This window comes from Streptomyces sp. NPDC007875, from assembly GCF_042868035.1.
In the GTDB taxonomy this organism is placed as follows: Bacteria; Actinomycetota; Actinomycetes; order Streptomycetales; family Streptomycetaceae; genus Streptomyces; species Streptomyces antimycoticus.
The window spans coordinates 1-17,900 of record NZ_JBIADZ010000057.1 but is presented as its reverse complement, the minus strand read 5'-3'; the positions used below and the strand labels follow the sequence as shown (position 1 = coordinate 17,900).

General features: G+C 70.4%; 15 protein-coding genes and 2 pseudogenes. 5 read left to right on the top strand and 12 right to left on the bottom strand.

The genetic code is table 11. From position 1 onward, the window contains the following. Positions 1-53 precede the first annotated feature (53 nt). A complete protein-coding gene (locus tag ACFYOY_RS47845; RefSeq protein ID WP_388594323.1) occupies positions 54-239 on the bottom strand; it encodes a DUF397 domain-containing protein in 186 nt (61 codons plus the stop codon). After that, positions 236-1,093 carry a helix-turn-helix transcriptional regulator gene (locus ACFYOY_RS47840; protein ID WP_351900668.1) on the bottom strand — a complete coding sequence of 286 codons (858 nt, stop codon included), beginning with the start codon at positions 1,091-1,093 and terminating at the stop codon, positions 236-238. The genes ACFYOY_RS47845 and ACFYOY_RS47840 overlap by 4 nt, the downstream gene beginning before the upstream one ends. Before the next feature lie 162 nt (positions 1,094-1,255). Here ACFYOY_RS47840 and ACFYOY_RS47835 point away from each other — a divergent pair, with 162 nt between their 5' ends. Further along, positions 1,256-1,693: an ATP-binding protein gene (locus ACFYOY_RS47835; protein WP_351900666.1), complete on the top strand. Its 438-nt coding sequence runs from the start codon at positions 1,256-1,258 to the stop codon at positions 1,691-1,693. A gap of 77 nt (positions 1,694-1,770) precedes the next feature. On the opposite strand, the gene ACFYOY_RS47830 is transcribed toward ACFYOY_RS47835, so the two are convergent. The 3 genes and pseudogenes from ACFYOY_RS47830 to ACFYOY_RS47820 form a co-directional block, all read right to left on the bottom strand. Continuing rightward, positions 1,771-4,095 carry a glycoside hydrolase family 95-like protein gene (locus tag ACFYOY_RS47830; RefSeq protein WP_388594320.1) on the bottom strand — a complete coding sequence of 775 codons (2,325 nt, stop codon included), beginning with the start codon at positions 4,093-4,095 and terminating at the stop codon, positions 1,771-1,773. A 183-nt stretch (positions 4,096-4,278) separates the two neighbouring features. Beyond that, positions 4,279-5,134, bottom strand: a pseudogene (locus ACFYOY_RS47825) (ABC transporter ATP-binding protein). 17 nt (positions 5,135-5,151) lie between these two features. Then, positions 5,152-5,841: pseudogene (locus ACFYOY_RS47820) on the bottom strand (oligopeptide/dipeptide ABC transporter ATP-binding protein); the annotation flags it as partial. Between the two features lie 526 nt (positions 5,842-6,367). Between ACFYOY_RS47820 and ACFYOY_RS47815 the strand changes: the two are divergent. Both ACFYOY_RS47815 and ACFYOY_RS47810 read left to right on the top strand, forming a co-directional pair. Further along, positions 6,368-6,967 (top strand): TetR/AcrR family transcriptional regulator, encoded by a 600-nt coding sequence (locus ACFYOY_RS47815; RefSeq protein WP_388594318.1) that lies wholly within the window; start codon positions 6,368-6,370, stop codon positions 6,965-6,967. 197 nt (positions 6,968-7,164) lie between these two features. Continuing rightward, entirely contained in the window at positions 7,165-7,929 is a 765-nt protein-coding gene (locus ACFYOY_RS47810; RefSeq protein WP_351900655.1) for an SDR family oxidoreductase, read from the top strand. 81 nt (positions 7,930-8,010) lie between these two features. Here the strand turns inward: ACFYOY_RS47810 and ACFYOY_RS47805 are convergent, their stop codons facing one another. Then, entirely contained in the window at positions 8,011-8,622 is a 612-nt protein-coding gene (locus ACFYOY_RS47805; RefSeq protein ID WP_351900651.1) for a TetR/AcrR family transcriptional regulator, read from the bottom strand. Positions 8,623-8,755: 133 nt separating this feature from the next. On the opposite strand from ACFYOY_RS47805, the gene ACFYOY_RS47800 reads away from it, so the two are divergent. Both ACFYOY_RS47800 and ACFYOY_RS47795 read left to right on the top strand, forming a co-directional pair. After that, the gene (locus ACFYOY_RS47800) at positions 8,756-9,976 is read left to right on the top strand and encodes an MFS transporter (protein ID WP_388594314.1); all 1,221 of its coding nucleotides are present in this window, start codon (positions 8,756-8,758) and stop codon (positions 9,974-9,976) included. A gap of 40 nt (positions 9,977-10,016) precedes the next feature. After that, positions 10,017-10,970, top strand: coding sequence for an alpha/beta fold hydrolase (locus ACFYOY_RS47795; RefSeq protein ID WP_388594312.1), 954 nt, complete (start codon positions 10,017-10,019; stop codon positions 10,968-10,970). Here the strand turns inward: ACFYOY_RS47795 and ACFYOY_RS47790 are convergent. From ACFYOY_RS47790 to ACFYOY_RS47765, 6 genes are all read right to left on the bottom strand, one after another. Further along, positions 10,960-11,760, bottom strand: coding sequence for an HD domain-containing protein (locus ACFYOY_RS47790; RefSeq protein ID WP_351900639.1), 801 nt, complete (start codon positions 11,758-11,760; stop codon positions 10,960-10,962). The genes ACFYOY_RS47795 and ACFYOY_RS47790 overlap by 11 nt on opposite strands. A 170-nt stretch (positions 11,761-11,930) precedes the next feature. After that, a complete protein-coding gene (locus ACFYOY_RS47785) occupies positions 11,931-12,704 on the bottom strand; it encodes an SDR family oxidoreductase (protein ID WP_351900635.1) in 774 nt (257 codons plus the stop codon). A gap of 512 nt (positions 12,705-13,216) precedes the next feature. Beyond that, the gene (locus tag ACFYOY_RS47780; RefSeq protein WP_351900631.1) at positions 13,217-13,777 is read right to left on the bottom strand and encodes a DNA-3-methyladenine glycosylase I; all 561 of its coding nucleotides are present in this window, start codon (positions 13,775-13,777) and stop codon (positions 13,217-13,219) included. Then, a complete protein-coding gene (gene zwf / locus ACFYOY_RS47775; protein WP_351900627.1) occupies positions 13,774-15,228 on the bottom strand; it encodes a glucose-6-phosphate dehydrogenase in 1,455 nt (484 codons plus the stop codon). Before zwf ends, ACFYOY_RS47780 begins: the two co-directional genes overlap by 4 nt. Continuing rightward, positions 15,225-16,259: a phosphogluconate dehydrogenase (NAD(+)-dependent, decarboxylating) gene (gene gnd, locus ACFYOY_RS47770; protein WP_388594308.1), complete on the bottom strand. Its 1,035-nt coding sequence runs from the start codon at positions 16,257-16,259 to the stop codon at positions 15,225-15,227. The genes zwf and gnd overlap by 4 nt, the downstream gene beginning before the upstream one ends. A gap of 27 nt (positions 16,260-16,286) precedes the next feature. Then, on the bottom strand, positions 16,287-17,900 hold a 1,614-nt coding region (locus tag ACFYOY_RS47765), incomplete at its 5' end, for a transketolase (protein WP_351900624.1).

Below are 17,900 nucleotides of genomic sequence, written 5' to 3'. Positions count from 1 at the left end.
CCGGTGACGTCGGGTGGCGTGCCCGCGATTGAGTCCGCGGGCGCGCCTCCGGCTCAGCCGTGTGCGGCGAACCGCACGAACTGCACCCAGCCGTCACGGCTGACGGCAAGACCGGGGCGCGCCGTGTCCTTGGAGTCCCGTACGTGGACGGCCCCTTCGGTGACGGCGACTTCCACGCAGTCGTCGCCCTGACTGCCGCTGTAACTGGACTTGAACCAAGCAAATTCCGTCCCGCTCATAGCTCTCCTCGCAGTCGCTCCAGCAAGCCCCGCGAGTCTTGGGGAGTCAGGGCTTGCGAGCGCAGTGTGTCATAGCGCTGACAGAGCAGGCTCACCTCTTTCCGGTCGGCGATCAGCCGTCCGTTCTGCTGCCCTTCGGAGTACGCGAGGCGCCGTCCCTCCGGCGTTTCCAACAGCCGAACAGGTCCGTCCAGGCACGCATGCAACTCCGCTTCCAGCGGTACCACTTGCAGCTTCACATTGCGCAGTGCGCTGCGCTCCAGCACGTGGTCGAACAAGCGCCGCCTCTGCTCTCTGTCGCCGAACCCGCGCCGGAAGACGGCCTCCTCCACGATGAAGCTGAACGGGACGTGCGGCCGCTCGTGCAGCATCTTCTGCCGCTCGGTCCGCGCCACGAGCTGGGCCTCCAACTGCTCATCCGTCAGCAGAGGGATGGTGCCATCGAACACCGCCCGCGCGTAGTCCTCCGACTGCAACAACCCCGGAACCAAGCGACACTCATACGTGTACAGGCTCACCGCCACCCGCTCCAGCCGCGCCCACCGCCGGAACCACGCCGCCAGCCCCGGCTCACCCCGCGCGAGGAATCGGGCCGCCTTCCGCAGCGCTCCCGTGTTGCCCAGGACCTCCTCCGCCCGCTCCACGAACGACTCGTCCGGCATGCGCCGCCCCAGCTCCACCGATGCCACGGTGTGCTTCGAGAACCGGACCAGCTCCCCGAACTGAGCCCGGGTGAGGCCCGCGTGTTCGCGGAGGGCCTGGACCACGGCCCCGAAGGTCCGCAGACTGTCGGAGGGGTCGGGTTCCCGTTCCCCGTCACCGTCCCCGGCCATACAGGTGTTGTCGGTCGTCATACGCGGACACCTCCAGGTGCGTACGTGCGAGGGCCCCCGCGCTCGACTCACCCAGGGTGACGGATCAACGGGTGTACCGTCCACCGAACGCGCATGTACGCTGACGCTGCGTACGCGGCGCGCCACTGGTGAAGGCCGAAGCTCACCCACCACCGTGGCCCCATGAACGCAAGCACGCCCCAACTCCCCGCCACGAGCGGGACCTTTACCCAACGCCTGTCCTCCACGCGGCGCGGGGCCCGGCTGGCCCGGCTGCTCGCCGTGGAGCAGCTCCGCGCCTGGCCCGTGTCACCCGCCGTCGCCGACCGCGCCGTGGCGATCATCGCCGAGCTGAGCGCCAACGCGGCGCTGCACGGGCGCGTGCCGGGCCGGGACTTCCGGCTCGGCCTCGCCCTCGACGGCGCCACGGAAACCCTCCGTATCGAGGTCACCGACACACGGGGCGAGCGGCAGCCCACCCTCCAGCCGCCCCCTCCCCCGGACCGTGAAACCGGGCGCGGCCTGCTGCTGGTGGACGCGCTCGCCGACCGCTGGGGCACCGAGCCGCACCATCCGGTGGGCAAGACGGTGTGGGCGGAGCTGGATTCCCGCACCGGCTGACCGGCGGGTCGCAGGCACGGCGCACCCCTGCCCGGCAGGGGTGCGCTCACTCCTTTCGTTCGGGCGGCGGCCGCGGTTCAGTCCGGCAGGCCCCACGGCTTGGCGTCGCCGACGGCGGGGACGTCGCGCGGGGCCGGGTCCAGGCGGTGGCCCCGGGGGGTGATGAGGGCCGTCGCGCCGCGGGCGAGGGGGATCTCGATGCGGCCGGCGCCGGTGCGGCGGTAGCGGAGAGGGCGGCCGCGGGGGTCGCGGACGTCGATCGGGCCGGGGATGCCGTGGTGCAGGACGAGGGGGGCACCGGCCTCGCTGTGGACGCGTATCCAGCGGGTGCGCCCGGCCGAGCGGTCGGCGTCCACGAGGAAGGCGCCCTGGGTGCGCAGCGAGTGGACCGAGAGGTCGGGCCAGCGGCGGGAGACGGACGGGAAGACCCGCACCACGCCGTTGTGGCTCTGGACGGCCATCTCCAGGATCGACTGGGCCGCCGTCAGGGGGCTTTCGGTGGCGAGGTTGCCGCCCTCGACATACATGGTGTTCGGGGTGATCCAGGCGTTCTTGATCAGGTTGCCGTCCGTGAGGAAGGTGAGGAAATCGAGGGCCTCCTCGGGCCGCTCCATGCGCGAGGCCATGGAGGAGGCGACGGCGTAGCTGTAGCCGGCCCACAGGCTGCGGTCCTTGACCCAGTGGTCGAAGGTGGTGCGCATGATGTCCCGGTCGGCCGGGCGGTCCCAGTCCAGCTCGTGCAGCGGGTAAAGCCAGAGCATATGGGAGAAGTGGCGGTGGGACTCGGTGAGCGGCTTGCCCGCGCCGATCATGATGCCGGTGGCATCGCGGGGGTAGGCCACCAGGCGGTCCAGGATCTCGCGCCAGCGCCGGGCGCGGGGGTGGTCGGTGCGGAGGATGCGCAGGCAGTCCAGGAGGGTGGCGCATCCCCAGCGGAGCAGGGAGAGGTCGTAGGTGCAGTCCTCGGCGTCCGCCCACTCCGGTGAGCGGGTCAGCGGCAGATGCAGTTTGCCGTCGCCGCCCTCGTAGAGGAAGTGGTCGTAGAAGTTCACCGCCTTGGCGAGGATCGGGTAGAGGACGTCGCGCACGATGCGGATGTCCATGGTGTGGCGGTAGCTGAGCCAGATGTTGTGCATGGCCCAGATGAGATTGCCGTTGTTGTCGGTCTTGGTGGCGGTGCCGGGGATGCCGACGGTCTTGTCGCCGGGGCGCAGCAGCCAGTCGGAGGGGTGGGCAAGGGCGTAGGTGTCGCCGTCCCGGTACTCCGGCGGGACGGACAGCGGCAGATTCTTCTCGAACTCCTTGAAGGTGGAGGTGACGGAGTCGAGTTCGAGATGGTTGGAGCCCTGGACCAGCCAGGTGGCGATCTGGACGTTGAGGTTCCACCAGACCGCGGTCCAACTCCCGCCGGACTCCGGGTACCACGGCCCCCATTCGGACATCGAGGGCCCGTCGGCGCGGGTGGCGCAGGCGGCCTTGTAGAGCTGGATCCAGTAGAAGCTCTGCAGGCGCTTGTCGGGCACGGAGACCATGCTGTGCTGGTAGAAGCGGTGCCACCAGGCGCGATGGGAGCGCACCAGGTCGTCGGGGTCGGTGGCCAGGGTCCGGGCCACCTCGGCGACGGCCAGTTCGGTGGTGTGCGACAGGTCGCCGGGGTGGCGGTAGACGATATGGGCGGCCAGCAGCCTGCCGGTGCCCACGCGCCGTTCACGCCAGGCGGTGGTCCATCCGCCGCCCGCGATCAGCGGCTGCTCCACATAGTGGGTGGCACCCGCGGAGCCGGTGCGGGGGTCGGGGTTGCCCGTGTAGTCGGCGGGCTTGTCCTTGGTCCGGGGCGAGGCCGCGGGCATCCAGGTGAACGACCAGGCCGCGGCCTCCTCACCTGCGGTGGGCCGGGTGGAGATCAGCAGCGCGGTACGGGCGTTGTGCACCAGCATGGAGAAGCGGACGCTGCCCCGGGTGGTGGTGATGGTGCCGCGCAGCTCGGCGTCCCAGATGTCCAGGGTCCAGTCGACACCGGTCACCTCTCCGGCGAGGGTGAGGTCGAAGTGGCCGATGGGCAGGCGGGAGAAGCCGTACGGGGCGCGCCACTGGGGGCGCTGGTCCTGCACCTGGGTGTGGCTGAGCATGACCTTCACGGAGTTGGACGTCGCACCCTTGTACACCACCGCGCCGAGCAGGCCGTTGGCCAGGAAGGGGCCGTCCTTCCAGTCACCGGGCATCCGCCGCCACCGCGGGGCGGCGGCCCTGGCCATCCGTTCGGGCAGGGCCGCCGCTCCACCGGACACCTGGGGAGCGGCCCAGGCAGTGCCCGATCCGGCCAGCCAACCTCCGGCGCCGACCACGGCGGCCGTGCCGATCACACCTCTGCGAGAGATCCCGTTCCCTGTTGGCGCGGTCACGTATGTGCCTCCCCTATCCAGTGGTGAACTACCGGCATGGTGCAGGGCGCATGGGCACCTGGGAATACCTCCGACGTATAGAAATTCAACGGGCTACGTATGCGCAGGTGAGGCGGGTTCAGCTCCTCACATTGAGCCGTCGAGGGCCAGAGTGAGCCGATGTCTCGCCATCGGCGGTCGCGGTCACAGCTCGGCGAGCTCCGCCCGCAGCCGTACCGTCTCCGCCGGATCCCAGCCGTCGTGCGGCACCGACGACAACAGCAGCCGGTTGTACGGATCGGCCGGGGTGTCCAGCACCCGGGCCGTCGTGCCCGTCTCGACCGCGCGGCCGCGCCGCATCACCAGCGTGTCGTCCGTGATGTGCCGTACGACGGCCAGGTCATGGCTGACGAAGACCAGGGCCACGCCGGTCTCCCGGCGGATGTCTGCGAGCAGCGAGGATCTGCGCCTGGATGGACACGTCCAGCGCCGCCACCGCCGCGTCCAGGACCAGCACCTCCGGTTCCACGGCGAGCGCGCGGGCGATGGCCAGCCGCTGGCGCTGCCCGCCCGACAGCCCCCGGGGGCGGGCGTCGCCCTCCCGCTTGCCCAGGCCCACCTGGTCGAGCAGTTCGGCGATCCGGTCGGTGGCGGCCTGCCCCTCGCGCCGACCGTGCAGCCGCAGAGCGGTGCGCAGGCACTGACGTGCGGTCAGGCGCGGGTCGAGCGACACGTAAGGGTCCTGGAAGACGATCTGGATCTCGCGGGCGCGGCCCAGCCGGGCCGCCCTGCGCGCGCCCGGTCCGAGCGGCATTGCGCCGCTTCGCCGCCCGGGCGTGCGCTCCCGCCCGTTCACCGTGATCGTCCCCGCGTCGGGGCGCACCAGGTCCACCAGGATCCGGGCCACCGTGGTCTTGCCGGAGCCGGACTCGCCGACGATGCCCAGCGAGCCGCCGGCCGGCACGGAGAACGAGACATCGTCCACGGCCGTCGTCCGGCCACCGCCGGGGAGCGCATAGCTCTTGCGCAGCCCCTGTACGACGAGTGCGGGCTCGGTCATGCGCTGCTCCTCGATACGAGTTCCAGTCGGCGGCAGGCCGCGGAGCCGCCGTCCGCGAAGCCGCCCTCCTGCGGTCCGTCGCCGTCGCCGCCACCGCCGCCGAACGGGACCGGCACCGGCGCCCAGGTCTCGCACTCCGCCTCGGCCCGTGCGCGGCGCGGAAGGAAGGGGCAGCCGGTGAAGGCGTCGGACAGGGACGGCGGGCGGCCGGGAATGGGGCGCGGTTCGCGGTCGTCCTCAAGGGTGGGCGAGCACTCCAGCAGGCCGCGGGGGTAGGGATGCCTGGGGTCGGCGAAGAGCCCGCGGGCGGGCTGGTGTTCCACCACGCGGCCCGCGTACATCACGTACACGGGGTCACAGTAGGCCGCCGCGAGCGGCAGATGATGGGTGATGAAGAGCGTGCCGAGGCCGCTGCCGTCCTGCCGCCGCTCCTCCTGGATGCCTCGGAGCAGGGCCAGGACCTCCGCCTGGGTGGTCGCGTCCAACGCGCTCGTCGCCTCGTCGGCGAGGAGGAGGTCGGGACCGGTGGACAGGGCGGCGGCGATCACGACCCGTTGCAGCATGCCGCCGGACAGCTCATGCGGGCGCTGTCGCATCCGGCGCTCCGGGTCGGGCAGGCCCACCGAGGCCATCACCGCCCCCACACCAAGGCTCCGCGGGGGCGGCGTGCACGTCGCCCCCGCGGAGCCTTGGCATGCGGCGGAGAGAGCGGGGAGGGCGGAAGGCGGTACCCCCCACGGGAACCGACGCGCGCTCAGGTCACGGTGCCGCACACCGTGTACGCGCCGGCCCGCGGTGTCAGCGGCGACGGTGCTGGTCATCGCGCTGATACCCACACACCGCTGAGCGGCCGTTCCGCGGCTCTCTCCGCCGCGGGACTCAACCTCGCACGGCGCGGATGGGCGATCCATGGGCCTTGTCGCCACCCTGACGCCATGCCATGAGGGATTGACGCGGCCCTGACGGACCCGTGTGGCCGACGTCGGGAGAACGTCAGGACCGCGGCCCCCGATGACCGGGATCCGATACCGCCGTTTCATCGGCGCGGCCGTGAAGGGGGCCGGCCGGCTGTGAGCACCGACAACCTCGTGGGGCTGATTCGGCCTGCCCGCCGCCGCCCGGGCGCCGTGGCCGACACCAGGCATCCCGGCGTCCGCCAAGGGATTGCCGCGGTCCTGACCCGGAACCTCGCTCAGTAGACTGGACCAGCCAGTCCAGTCGAGAGGGGACATCATGCACAAGGAGCTGACGGCAAAGGGGAAGGCCACCCGGAACCGGATCATCGAGGGCGCGGCCGCGGTGCTGCGGGAGAAGGACGTGTCGATCGCCACCCTCGATGACGTCATGGCGCGCACCCGCACCAGCAAGAGCCAGCTCTTCCACTACTTCCCCGCCGGGAAGGACGAGCTGCTGCTGGCGGTCGCACACCACGAGGCCGACCAGGTCCTGGAGGACCAGCAGCCGTACCTCGGCTGCCTGGACTCCTGGGAGGCGTGGCAGCGGTGGCGCGATGTGGTGGTCGAGCGCTACGAGGAGCAGGGCGAGGAGTGTTCGCTGGGCTCGCTGGTCCTCCATCTGGGCCGCTCCACCCCGGGCGCCCGGGACGTGGTGGTGGCGTTGATGCGCCAGTGGCAGGCGAGCCTGGCCACCGGGATCCGGGCCCTGCAGACGGCCGGGCACCTGCCCGCCGATCTGGACGTCGAGCGCCGCGCGGCCGCCCTGCTGGCGGGCCTCCAGGGCGGCGTGGCGATTCTCCAGTCGACCGGCCGGTCCGACCATCTGCGGGCCGCACTCGATCAGGGCATCGGGGATCTGCGACGCGCCGCGACCTGATCGGGGTGATGACGGACGGGCAGGTCACCCTGGCACCGACGGCGGCGAATGGACTTGCAAGTCCATTTTTTTCTTCGCACAGTGGCATGGCCCCCGGGCGGATCCGGGCGGTGCCCGCGCGTCCGACCTGACCGAGATCGAGGTCGTGCCCCGCGGGACATCGATGGTGCGGGTAACGAGCGCGGCAGGAGCGCATGATGAGTGGACGGCTGCAGGACAAGAGGGCTCTGGTAACCGGTGCGACCAGCAACATCGGACGGGCGATCGCGGAGATGTTCGCCGCCGAGGGTGCGCACGTGATCGTGTCCGGGCGCAGCGCCGAGCGGGGCGCCGAGGCCGTCGGCGCGATCCGCGCGCAGGGCGGCCGGGCCGACTTCGTACAGGCGGATCTGGACGGGAGCGCCGAGGCGTCCCGCGCCCTGGCCGAGGCGGCGACGTCCGCCCTGGGCGGGGGCATCGACATCCTGGTCAACAACGCCGGTGTCTACCCCGGTGACAGCACTGCGGACACCGATGAGACGGCCTTCGACCGGGTCTACGCCGTGAACGTGAAGGCGCCGTTCTTCCTGACCGCCACGGTCGCTCCGGCCATGGCCGAGGCCGGTGGCGGGGCGATCATCAATCTGGGGTCCTGGATCGCCCGGCTGGGCATCCCCCTCGGCGCGCTCTACAGCTCCACCAAGGGCGCGATGGAGACCCTGACGCGCGCCTGGGCCGCCGAGTTCGGCCCGCGCGGCGTGCGGGTGAACGCGATCTCTCCCGGAGTGGTCCACACGCCCGTACCCGGCGAGGTGCACCCGGGCGACGTCATGATGAACGGCACTCCGGCCGGGGGCGTCGGAAGTCCGCAGGCCATCGCACACGCCGCGGTCTACCTCGCCGGTGACGAGGCCGCGTTCGTCCACGGCATCGTGCTGGACGTCGACGGCGGTCGCACCACGGCGGCCGTCATCGCGGCGTAGCAGCCGAGCGGTCGCGGCACGGCGTACGCGCCATGCCCGACCCCGATCCGACGAGTGGGCCCAGGCCCACAGGGCGCCGCACTAGCCTTGCGCGGCGCCCTCGCTCGTTGTCCGGGCGAGGGTGTCCGCCACCGTCGTGCAGGCGAGCCGGACCACGGCGCGCAGTTGCGCGTCCGACGTACCGGCGCGGCTCAGTACGGCCAGCGACTGGTTGACGGCGACGACGTACGTGGCGAGTTCGTCGAGCACCTGAGGGTCGGCCGAGGAGTGCGCCAGCGCCTCGCGCACCCGCCGGTGCTGCAGATCCAGCAGACCGCGCACCTTGGCGCCGTTCTCCTCCTTGAGCGTCAGCGACTGCGTGGCGGACTGCGCGATGAGGCACCCGGTGGGGACGGCCGGGTCGGCGATGCGGGCCAGGATGACGTCGAAGAACGCCTCCACCGCGCGCACCGGATCACCGGGATATGCGGCGAGCGCCTGCTCGTACCGGGCGCCGTAGATCGACACATAGCGGTCCAGGCACTGGCGGAACAGCGTGTCCTTGTTGCCGAAGGTGCCGTAGAGGGAGCCGCGCCCGAGGCCGGTGGCGGAGGCGAGGGCATCGAGCGAGGCGTCCGCGTACCCGCGCTGCCAGAACACGCGCATGGCCTGGTCCAGGGCCATCCCGACATCGAACTGCTTCCGGCCCGACATGCGGCCCACCTCCTTCTTCGCGACTCCACTGTGATCCTACCTACATCTTGGATCGATTGGTCAAAATATGTTTGAACGATCGATCCAAGATGGTTAGCGTGGTGCCGGTGGTTATCGCATTCGAAAGGCCCGCATGATGATCGACAACATCGCACCGGACGTCCGCACACCGGCTGCGCCGCCCGTCAGGGCACGCCGGGCGCGCGGCGGGTTCTGGCTCGTGGCCGTGGTGTACACCCTGGTCATGCTGGGTGGGACGCTGCCGATTCCGCTGTATGTGTTCTGGGCGCCCCAGATGGGCTTCGGACCGTTCACCACGACGCTGGTCTTCGCCGTCTACGCGTTGGGGACGGTGCTCGCCCTCACGGTGTTCGCCTCGCTGTCCGACGCCGTGGGCCGCCGCCCCCTCCTGATCGCCGCCCTGGCCGCCGCGGCCGCGAGCACCTCGCTTTTCCTCGTCGCCGACGACGTGGGAACCCTGCTGGCGGCGCGGTTCCTGTGCGGCGTGGGCACCGGCATCTTCACCGCCACGGGGACCGCGGCGCTGGGCGAGCTCGCCGGGGAGGAGCACGCCCGGCGGGCGTCCGTCGTCTCCACGGCGGCGAACATGGGCGGGCTGGGGCTGGGCGCCGTCGCCGCCGGCCTATTCGCCCAGTACGGCACGGACCCCACGCACCTGGTGTTCTGGGTCTATCTCGCGAGCCTGGCACCGGCGTTTCTCGCCCTCGTCGTCATCCCGGAGACCGTCACCGCCCGGCGCCGCCCCACGGTGTCCGTGCGCCGTCCGACCGTCCCCGGCCGGCGGGCGGGGCGGGCCGAATTCCTGCGGGCCGTCACAGCCGTCCTCGCCGCGTTCGCGGTCAGCGGGCTGTTCTCGTCGCTGGTGCCGTCCTTCCTCCGTGAACGGCTGCATGTCCACAACCTCGCGGCCGTCGGCGCGGAGGTCGGGCTGTTGTTCCTCATCGCCCTGACCGCGCAAGTGGCCGCCCCGGCACGGTGGGTCTCCGGGCGCTGGGCGGCGCCGGTGTTCCTCATAGCGGGCGTCGCGGTGTTCGAGACCGGGCTGTGGACACAGTCACTGGTGACGTTCGTCGTCGGCACACTCCTGGCGGGTACCGGCATCGGCCTGGCATTCCGCCGCGGCATCGCCGTCACCCAGCGGCTGGCCGACCCGCGGCGCAGGGCGGATCTGCTCGCGACGTACTTCCTGTCCGCCTACACCGGCACCATCGTGCCCACGCTGGCCCTGGGCCTCCTCGACCAGGCCATCAACCAGAACGTGGCGACCCTGATCCTCGCCGTCGCCGTCGTTGCGACGACCCTCGGCGGCGCGCTGAGCCGCCCCGCCACGTGAGCGACGGCCTGCACACCCCCTCCCGTGAAAGGACACCATCATGAGTTCCTCCCCCACCTCTCTGCCCACACCCGAGGGCCCCGGTTCCGCCGCCCGGGCGCCGGGCCTCCCGGACGGGTTCACCAACACCTTCACCAGCCGCTACGTCGACACGGGACGGGTGCGCCTGCACGCCGTCACCGGCGGTGAAGGGCCCGCGCTGCTGTTGCTGTGCGGCTGGCCCCAGACGTGGTACGCCTGGCGCCTGCTGATGCCGGCGCTGGCCCGGGACTTCCATGTCGTCGCGCCCGATCCGCGCGGGGTCGGACTGTCCGGCAAACCCCTGGACGGGTACGACACCGGCACGCTCGCGACCGACATGGTGGCGCTGATGGAGGCGCTCGGGCATCGGCGGTTCGCCATGGTCGGCCACGATGTCGGGATGTGGACCGGCTATGCCCTGGCCGCCGATCATCCGGACCGGCTCGACCGGCTGGCCGTCGCCGAGGCCGCCATCCCGGGGCTGTCCCCCTCACCGCCGCTTTTCGGCAGCGGGGAGGCCAACGACCGCCTGTGGCACTTCGCCTTCAACCGCCTCCCCGACCTCAACGAGCAGCTGGTCAGCGGCCGGGAACACCTCTACTTCGGCCACCAGTTCGCCACGAAGGCCGCGAAGGCGCTGCCCGACCACGCGGTCCGGCACTATGTCGACACCCTCGCGGCCGACCCGGAGGCCCTGCGCTCCAGCTTCGCGTTCTACCGTGCGCTGGACACGACCATCGCGCAAAACCAGCAGCGCAGGACCCGGCGGCTGACCCTCCCCGTCCTGACCCTCGCGGGTGCGGAGAACCTGGGCGAAGCGGTCGGCAACACGATGCGGCTCGCCGCGGACGACGTGGAGAGTCATGTCCTGCCCGGCTGTGGCCACTACCCCGCCGAGGAGGCCCCGGAGGCGATGCTGGCCGCGCTGACCACCTTCCTGGCGCCATACCGGGACAGTTCCATCACTCCGTGAAGGGCGCGGCGAGCACCAGGTCCTCCACGGTGGGCACCGAGAAGTCGGGGATATGACGGCGGCCGACCTCGGCGAAGGGGTGCATGAGCTCCGCCATGGGCTTGGTGCGGCACAGCGAGATCATTGTGTCGATGGCGTTCTTCTTGAACCCCTTCCTGGGGAAGGTGGTGAGCACGTCCTCAAGAGCGTCGGACGGGATCTGCTGGAGGCCGTTTCCGGCGAAATCCATACCGGAGCCGACGGAGACCATGGCGATCTCCGGCCTCTTCCGCGTCGCGATGCCGACGCTGGTATGCAGGGCGATCGCGTCCCAGACCAGTTCCGCCCGTTCGGCCGGCACATGGCGTTCCATCAGGAACTTCCGTGCGGCGTCGGCGCCGTCGACCTCGAAGCGCTCGGTCGGGGTCTGGAACGCCTCGATCAGTCCGAGGTCGTGCAAAACCGCGGCGACGAATACGAGTTCCCGGTCGTAGGTGACGCCGCGCCGGTCGAATATCAGAGAGCCGAAGAGATACGTCCGCAGGGAATGATTGAAGATCGTCTCGGAGCACACACTGTGTGCGTAGGTCACGGCTTCCCGGGCCAGTCCGCTGTCGGGAATGCGGACTCCTGCCACGGTCGAGGGCAGGGTGCCCGGGGTCGACTTCGCCCCCGTGGTGCGTGCGGCGGCAGGCGCGGCGGATGCCGCGGTGGCGAGCGCGGATATCGCTCCCACCGCGGCGATACCGGCGCCGTGTTGCAGCATCGTACGACGGGCGAATTTCTTTGCGCTCTTGTTCTCGTCGGTCATATGAGGAGCTTTCTCATCGGCGGTTGATACCGAGAGCCTACGAATGCGCCGTGGAGTCAAACAGCGGCGAGAATGCCAAACAGCTCCCGATTCTCGCCACCTGGGACTCGCCTCGGCGAGGTGGCTCCCGGTCATCCGCCGAGAACCGCTCCTCAGAAGAGGACCGCTGCTCAGAACATGCGGGGCTGGCCCGAGGAGGCCCGCAGTCCGCCGTCGACCGGGATCTGGACGCCGTTGACGAACCGGGCATCGGCACTGGCCAGGAAGGCGATGACGTCGGCGACCTCCTCGGGCTCGGCCGCGCGCTGCATGGGGATGCGCTGACGGAACGCGGCCATGGCGGTCTCGCTCTCCACCACGGGCGTGGCCATCTCCGTAGCGGTGAGGCTCGGGTGCACCGCGTTGACCCGCACACCTTCGGCGCCGTGGTCGAGCGCCATGGCACGGGTCAGGTTGACCACCGCGCCCTTCGCGGCGTTGTAGGCGGCCAGACCCCAGTCCCCGCCGAGACCGGAGACCGAGCCGACGTTCACGATATTGCCGCCGACGGCGCGCAGCTGCGGCAGTGCGGCCCTCGACATGTAGAAGGTGCCGTCGGCGACGACGCTCATGACCTGCCGCCAGTCGGCCGTGCCGATGTCCCCTACGGTGCCGACCGCGGCCACGGCCGCGTTGTTGACCAGCACATCCAAGCGCCCGTACTCCCCCGCCACACCATCGATGAGGGCGATGACCGCCGACTCGTCGGAGACGTCCGCGACCCGTGCGACGACCGTCGAACCGGCGGGCGCGCCGGCGACCGTCTTCCGCAACTTCTCCTCGGTGCGCCCGACCACGATCACGGTGGCGCCATCGCGTGCGAAACGGTGCGCCGCGGCGGCACCGATACCGGATCCGGCGCCGGTGATGAGCACAACCTTGCCCGCGAAACGGTCCTCGCTCACGTCTTCTCCTCTTAAGTATGGTGATCCAACTCTGTTGACCTTACGGCAGTTGGCCATCGGGCGGTTCTGGCCGAACGATCCGGGGGGCATCGCCGGGAAGCGGCCGGGGCGCGGTTCTGCTGATGACCGCTAAAAGTATTCGCGACCGAATCCGGCAATTCCCTGATCAGGCCGGAAAGGAAAATACGGAGTCGCCCCGGCTTTGTGGAAGGGGGCTTCTCGTGCAGTTCGAGATTTGCCACTGGGGCGCCTCGGCTCGGCTCGCGAAGTCGCCACGGGTGGTCCGCCCTCGGTGGCCGGTCAGTCGAGAACAACCACCATCTTGCCGTTGGCTTCGCCCGCCTCCATCACGCGATGCGCTTCGTGGATTCCGGAACCCCGCGGGGCCCCGGACGGCGCTCTGGTCCGTGCCGCCTTCTCCGCGAGCGGCACGCCCACGGTGGCCGCACTTCCACAGCAGCACCCGCGACCGGGGACCGCAACCGGTGTGGGTCAGGGCAGGACGGGCGGCTCTAGCGGGATTTCGCGGGGCAGCCGTCGACATGGTCGTCGACGACCCCCACCGCCTGCAGATAGGCGTAGACGATCGTGGTGCCGACGAAGGTGAAACCGCGGCGCTTGAGGTCCTTGGCGATACGGTCGGACAGGTCGGTACTGCTCGGCAGCGGATCGCCGGGCGCCGGGTGGTTCACGATGGGGGTGCCCTTCACCCAGTCCCACAGGTAGGTGTCGAACGAGCCGAAGGCCTCCCGGATGCCGAGGAAGGCGCGGGCGTTTTTCACCGTCGAAGCGATCTTCAGTCGGTTGCGGATGATTCCGTCGTTCGCGAGCAGGTCGTCCAGCTGTGACTGGCCGTAGGAGGCGATGATTTCGGGGTCGAACCCGTCGAGGGCGCGGCGGTAGTTCTCACGCTTGTTCAGCACGGTCGACCAGGACAGCCCCGCCTGGGCCCCTTCCAGGAGCAGCATTTCGAACAAGTGCTGATCGTCGTGCGCGGGACGGCCCCACTCCGTGTCGTGGTAGGCCGCCATCACGTCAGAGCTCAGCGCCCACGCGCAGCGGCGGTCGGTCATGTGCCGGTTCCGGGGAACATCTGGGCGGCTTCCGGCAGATGCCACGAGTGGGGTGCGATCAGGTCGCTGATGGCCGGTTCGGGGCCCCATGAGCCGGGGGCGTACGGCTGGACCGGCGGTGGGTTCTCGAGGAGGGGCGTGGCCGCCCTCCAGATGTGTTCTATGCCGTCGGACCGGGTGAACAGCGACTGGTCGCCCAGCATGGCGTCCAGAATCAGGCGTTCGTAACCTTCGAGTCCGTTTTTCTCGCAGAAGGAGCCGGCGTAGCCGAAACTCATCGTCGCCGGTTCGAGCCGCATGGCGGGGCCGGGCTCCTTGGCGAGGAAGGCGGCGGCGATCCACCCGGGGTCCCCGAAGTCGATCACGATCTTGTTGCCGCGGTCCTGCCGCTGATCGGCGAGGTCGGTGGCGAACATCCGCAGGGGCGGCTCGCGCAGTCCGAGGGTGATCACCTGGCGGCGCTGTGCGAGGCTCTTGCCGGAGCGCAGGTGGAACGGGACCCCGGCCCACCGCCAGTTGTCCACCTCCATCCGCAGCGCGGTGAAGGTCTCGGTCGACGAATCGGGGGCGACCCCCGGTTCATCGCGGTAGCCCTCGTACTGGCCGCGCACGACATGCGTGGGTTCGATGGGGCGCAACGCCTCGAAGACCTTGTCCTTCTCGTCGCGCAACGGCTGGGCGGCGAGCGAGACCGGTGGGTCCATCGCCACGATGCCGAGCACCTGGATCAGATGCGTGACGATCATGTCGCGGAAGGCCCCGGTGCCTTCGTAGAAGTGGGCACGGCCTTCGAGGCCGAGCGTCTCGGGCACGTCGACCTGCACATAGCTGATGTGGTCCCGGTTCCAGATGGGCTCGAACATCCCGTTGGCGAACCGGAGGGCGAGGATGTTTTCCACCGACTCCTTGCCGAGGAAGTGATCGATGCGGAAGACCCGGGATTCGTCGAACACGGTGTGGATCGTCTCGTTGAGCGCTTGTGCCGACGCGAGATCGGTGCCGAAGGGCTTCTCCACGATCACCTTGGCGTTCTTTGCCAGGTCCGTGTCGCCGAGCATGCCGATGATGGACGCGAACGCCGAGGGCGGAATGGCCAGGTGGAACAGTCTGCGTGACGGCCCGCCGAGGGAGTCCTCGGCGGCTCGTACGGCGGCGAGCAGCGGGCCCGGGTCCTGGGGGTCGGCGGCGCCGAAGGACAGCGACTCCTCGAAGGACTTCCACACCGGCCCGGTCGGCTTGGACCGTCCGAAGGTGGCGACCGCGTCATGGGTGTGGGTGCGGAACGCGTCGTCGCTCATGGCCGAGCGAGCCGGGGTCGAGCCCACGATGCGGTAGCCGTCGGGGAGGAGGCCCGCCGTGGCGAGGTGGAACAGCCCGGGCAGGAGTTTGCGCTTGGCGAGGTCCCCCGTGGCGCCGAAGAGCACGATCACATGGTCGTCCGGCCCGCTCATCGCCCACTCCGCTTCTCGGCATGTCCGCCGAACTCGCTGCGCATGGCGGACAGCACCCGGTCGGCGAACTCGCCGAGGCCCCGGGACGCGAACCGGTCGGTGAGCGCCGTGGTGATCACGGCGGCGGGTACGCCCTCGTCGACCGCGGCCAGTACCGTCCATCGCCCTTCACCGGAGTCCGAGACGCGCCCGGTGAACTCGTCCAGCTTCGGTGACCGGGCCAGTGCGTCCGCGGTGAGGTCGACGAGCCAGGAGCCCACGACCGAGCCGCGGCGCCACACTTCGGCGACCTCGCCGACGTCGATCTCGTACTGGTACGCCTCCGGCTCGCGCAGCGGGGTGGTCTCCGCGTCCGCGGAGCGCTTGCGGAGCCCGGCGTCCGCGTGCTCGATGATGCTGAGCCCCTCGGCGATCGCGGCCATCATTCCGTACTCGACCCCGTTGTGGACCATCTTCACGAAGTGGCCTGCCCCGCTCGGACCGCAGTGCAGATAGCCTTCCGGCGCTGTCCCGTTGGCGTGCCTGCTCGGTGTGGGCTCGGCGGAGCCGGTGCCGGGCGCGATGGTGCGGAAGATGGGGTCGAGCCGGGTGACGGGCTCCTGCTCGCCGCCGATCATGAGGCAGTAGCCGCGTTCAAGTCCCCAGACACCGCCCGATGTTCCGCAGTCCAGATAGTGCAGGCGGTGCGGAGCGAGCTGTGCCGCGCGGGTGATGTCGTCGCGGTAGTAGGAGTTGCCACCGTCGATGACGGCGTCGTCCGGGTCGAGGAGGTCGGTGAGCTGATCGAGAGTGGACTGTACGACGGCGGCGGGCAGCATCAGCCAGACGGCCCGTGGCCGCTCCAGCTTCGCCACCAGGTCGCCGAGCGAGTGGGCGGCGACCGCGCCCTCGCCCTCCAGCTCCGTCACCGCGCTCTCGTTGACGTCATAGACCACACAGTGGTGGCCGTCGCGCGTCAGCCGGCGCACGAGGTTCGCGCCCATCCGGCCGAGCCCGATCATGCCGAGCTGCATCGGGGTGTCGGTAGCCATGTGCTCTCCTGTCACGTCATTGCCCGCTCAGCCCGAGGCCACCAGCTCGCGTGCCACCTGCGCGACGCGCTCGGGGGTGAATCCGAACTTCGTGAGCAGTTGTTTGAGGGGTGCGGAGGCGCCGAAGGTGTGCATTCCGACGATGGCGCCGCCGTTACCGACATACCGGTCCCAGCCGAAGGTGGAGCCCTCTTCCACCGCGACCCTGCGCGTGACCGCGGGTGGCAGCACCTGGTCGCGGTACTTCCGCGGCTGACGGTCGAACAGCTCCCAGCACGGCATGCTCACCACCCGGGAGGCGATGCCCTCGGCGGTGAGTTCCTCGTGCGCGGCCAGGGCCAGCGCCACCTCGGAGCCGGTGGCGAGCAGGATCACCTCGGGCTCGCCCCGGTCCGCGTCCGCCAGCACATAGGCACCCCACGCGACACCACTGGCCGCCGCGAGCCGATCGCGGTCCAAGGTGGGGAGGGGCTGGCGGGAGAGGACCAGCGCGGCCGGCTCCCGGCGGAGGGCGGCGACCACCCGCCAGGTCTCGACGACCTCGTTCGCGTCGGCGGGGCGGAAGACCAGCAGCCCCGGCGTCGCGCGCAGCCCCGCGAGCTGCTCGACGGGCTGGTGGGTGGGTCCGTCCTCGCCGACCCCGATGGAGTCGTGGGTGAAGATGTGCACGGTGGGGATCTCCATCAGCGCGGAGAGCCGGATGGCCGCCTTGGCGTAGTCGGAGAAGATCAGGAACCCGGACCAGTACGGACGGAGCTTCGTCAGCGCCATTCCGTTGGCGACGGCCGCGGACGCATGTTCCCGGACGCCGAAGTGCAGATTGCGCCCGGCGTGGTCATACGGCTGGAAGTCGCCCGCACCGCCAAAGGTGAGGCGGGTCTTGGTCGACGGCGCCAGGTCGGCGGACCCGCCGAGGACCCAGGGCACCGCTTTGGCCACGGCGTTCAGCACCTGTCCCGACGAGTCGCGGCTGGCCAGGCCCTTGGGATCGGCCGGGAAGGTGGGCAGCGCGCTCTCCCAGCCGTCCGGGAGCTCGCGGCGCTGGATGCGCTCCAATTCGTCCGCGAACTCGGGGCACGCGCCGCGGTAGGCGTCGAACATCTTCTCCCAGCTGGTGCGCAGTTCGGCGCCCCGGGCGCCGATGCCGCGCGCGAACCAGTCGGGCACACCGTCGGGTATGTGGAAGTCGGCGTCCGGCGGAATGCCGAGCACGCGCTTGGTGGCTCTGACCCCTTCCGGCCCGAACGGCGCTCCGTGTGCCTTCGGCGAGTCCTCGACCGGTGAGCCGTAACCGATGTGGCTGTGGACGAGAATCAGGGTCGGACGCGCGGCCTCGGCCCGGAAGGTGTGGAAGGCGCGGCTGATCCGGTCGAGGTCGTTGGCGTCGGCGACGGTGGTCACGTTCCAGCCGTAGGCCAGGAAGCGGGCGGCGACGTCTTCGGTGAAGGTGATGTCGGTGTGGCCCTCGATGGTGACCCGGTTGGAGTCGTAGATCCAGCACAGGTTGGACAGCCGCAAGTGTCCGGCCAGCGACGCCGCCTCGGAAGAGACGCCCTCCATCATGCAGCCGTCCCCGGCGAGCGCGTACACATCGAAGTCGAAGAGCGGGAAGTCCGGGCGGTTGAACCTCGCCGCCAGCCA

What these genes read in the sequence shown, in the direction of transcription:
- ACFYOY_RS47845 (WP_388594323.1), bottom strand. Translation starts at nt 239, where the DNA reads ATGAGCGGGACGGAATTTGCTTGGTTCAAGTCCAGTTACAGCGGCAGT.
- ACFYOY_RS47840 (WP_351900668.1), bottom strand. Translation starts at nt 1,093, where the DNA reads ATGACGACCGACAACACCTGTATGGCCGGGGACGGTGACGGGGAACGG.
- ACFYOY_RS47835 (WP_351900666.1), top strand. Translation starts at nt 1,256, where the DNA reads ATGAACGCAAGCACGCCCCAACTCCCCGCCACGAGCGGGACCTTTACC.
- ACFYOY_RS47815 (WP_388594318.1), top strand. Translation starts at nt 6,368, where the DNA reads ATGCACAAGGAGCTGACGGCAAAGGGGAAGGCCACCCGGAACCGGATC.
- ACFYOY_RS47810 (WP_351900655.1), top strand. Translation starts at nt 7,165, where the DNA reads ATGAGTGGACGGCTGCAGGACAAGAGGGCTCTGGTAACCGGTGCGACC.
- ACFYOY_RS47805 (WP_351900651.1), bottom strand. Translation starts at nt 8,622, where the DNA reads ATGTCGGGCCGGAAGCAGTTCGATGTCGGGATGGCCCTGGACCAGGCC.
- ACFYOY_RS47800 (WP_388594314.1), top strand. Translation starts at nt 8,756, where the DNA reads ATGATGATCGACAACATCGCACCGGACGTCCGCACACCGGCTGCGCCG.
- ACFYOY_RS47795 (WP_388594312.1), top strand. Translation starts at nt 10,017, where the DNA reads ATGAGTTCCTCCCCCACCTCTCTGCCCACACCCGAGGGCCCCGGTTCC.
- ACFYOY_RS47790 (WP_351900639.1), bottom strand. Translation starts at nt 11,760, where the DNA reads ATGACCGACGAGAACAAGAGCGCAAAGAAATTCGCCCGTCGTACGATG.
- ACFYOY_RS47780 (WP_351900631.1), bottom strand. Translation starts at nt 13,777, where the DNA reads ATGACCGACCGCCGCTGCGCGTGGGCGCTGAGCTCTGACGTGATGGCG.
- zwf (WP_351900627.1), bottom strand. Translation starts at nt 15,228, where the DNA reads ATGAGCGGGCCGGACGACCATGTGATCGTGCTCTTCGGCGCCACGGGG.
- gnd (WP_388594308.1), bottom strand. Translation starts at nt 16,259, where the DNA reads ATGGCTACCGACACCCCGATGCAGCTCGGCATGATCGGGCTCGGCCGG.